Origin of the sequence: Phocaeicola sp. RTP21198st1_B8_RTP21198_201120 (assembly GCF_040929485.1) — a bacterium.
Classification (GTDB): Bacteria; Bacteroidota; Bacteroidia; order Bacteroidales; family Bacteroidaceae; genus Phocaeicola; species Phocaeicola dorei.
In genome coordinates this window covers 1-1,252 of the sequence record NZ_JBCOCI010000406.1, presented here as the reverse complement: position 1 = coordinate 1,252, position 1,252 = coordinate 1, and the positions used below count along the sequence as shown (strand labels likewise).

At 40.9% G+C, this 1,252-nt stretch carries 2 protein-coding genes; both read right to left on the bottom strand.

The genetic code is table 11. The features are described from left to right. Nucleotides 1–167 precede the first annotated feature (167 nt). A complete protein-coding gene (locus tag AB5935_RS26770; RefSeq protein WP_004299902.1) occupies nt 168–965 on the bottom strand; it encodes a sialate O-acetylesterase in 798 nt (265 codons plus the stop codon). 17 nt (nt 966–982) lie between these two features. Continuing rightward, a partial coding sequence (locus tag AB5935_RS26765) for a malectin domain-containing carbohydrate-binding protein (RefSeq protein ID WP_368327952.1) occupies nt 983–1,252 on the bottom strand: 270 nt, incomplete at its 5' end.

Genomic DNA, 1,252 nt, shown 5'->3' with positions numbered 1-1,252 from the left:
CAAGGATATCAACAAAGTTATCAACAGGTTAATTTGCTTATAATAAAGCAATTAACTATATAGATTCCTTTTCTATCAACAAGGCAGTATTTAGTTATTCACCATACAAAAGCCGGCTGATCCCTCATGAATCAGCCGGCTTTTATGTTCCTTCGAAAAAGGGTATCCTATTGATGTTTATAAAACTTCAGTATCTTTTTCGCATAACGTTTTCCTAATAACAGTTGTGCTTCCGTATTAAAATGAGGGTCTTTCTCATCTTTATACCATCCCAATCCTTTCGATGATACCCAATCGGAATAGGGAATAAATGAAGAAACTTTTTTAATCATCTGATTAAAGGGGACTGTACCTGCTTCTCTTTTCGTCCAGTTCCATTGAGAAATCTGTCCTACAACAACCGGTAGATTCGGCATGCCCAGATCTTCCCGCAAGTCTTTCACCAAAGAAATCAGTTTCTGTTTATACGCTTCCGGATTCGAACAATCGGCTTCTCCCTGATGCCAAAGGATTGCTTTCAAAACACCTCCCTGCTTCATTGCAATCCGAACCCGGGAAAGAGCTTCTTCATAATATCCGTCTTTACTCCCTTTTAGCCAGGAGTTGATGGATGAGCCTCCACGCGCATTTACTACCAGTCCGACAGGACGTTTCGTTTGTCGGGCCATCTCTTTAGCAAAGCCGTAAGCCGGTCCCAAACGCTGCATTGACAAATCTTTCCGAACTGTAGAATAACGATTGAGAGGATTTACTGCCGGTTCAAAATTCCCCTTATCATTCAATAGATACACATTTTGGAGGGTATCCATGACTTCCGGAGTTAATGTTGCACGCCCCGCCATGTTGGATTGTCCGATGCATACATACAAGTCAAAAGAAGACGGAACATTCTCCTTTACATTCCCGGCAAAAGCAAATAAAGATTGCAGGAGGAGAAAAGACAGTAAATAAATAGACCTAAGCATATTGACAGTGTTTATGATTAATAGTTTCTATAAATACGGATAGCGTTCAGAATAGGTTCTCCTTCTTTTTTATGAAAGTCAACACTCAATCCTTTTCCATCCTTCACCGTTACTACAAATTTCTTGATAACAGCACGGGCATATCCGTAATCACGAGCTATGTTGAAATCATCCAAAACAGTCGTTCCATTCATTGAAATTCCGAAGCTACGGTTTCCGGCAAACGTCTGTTCCGAGTCAGCTCCCAGATTATAAACCAACGCTTCCCGCTCTTTGTCCGACTCCAA

Coding starts and splice junctions, on each gene's coding strand:
- AB5935_RS26770 (WP_004299902.1), bottom strand. CDS start 965: ATGCTTAGGTCTATTTATTTACTGTCTTTTCTCCTCCTGCAATCTTTA.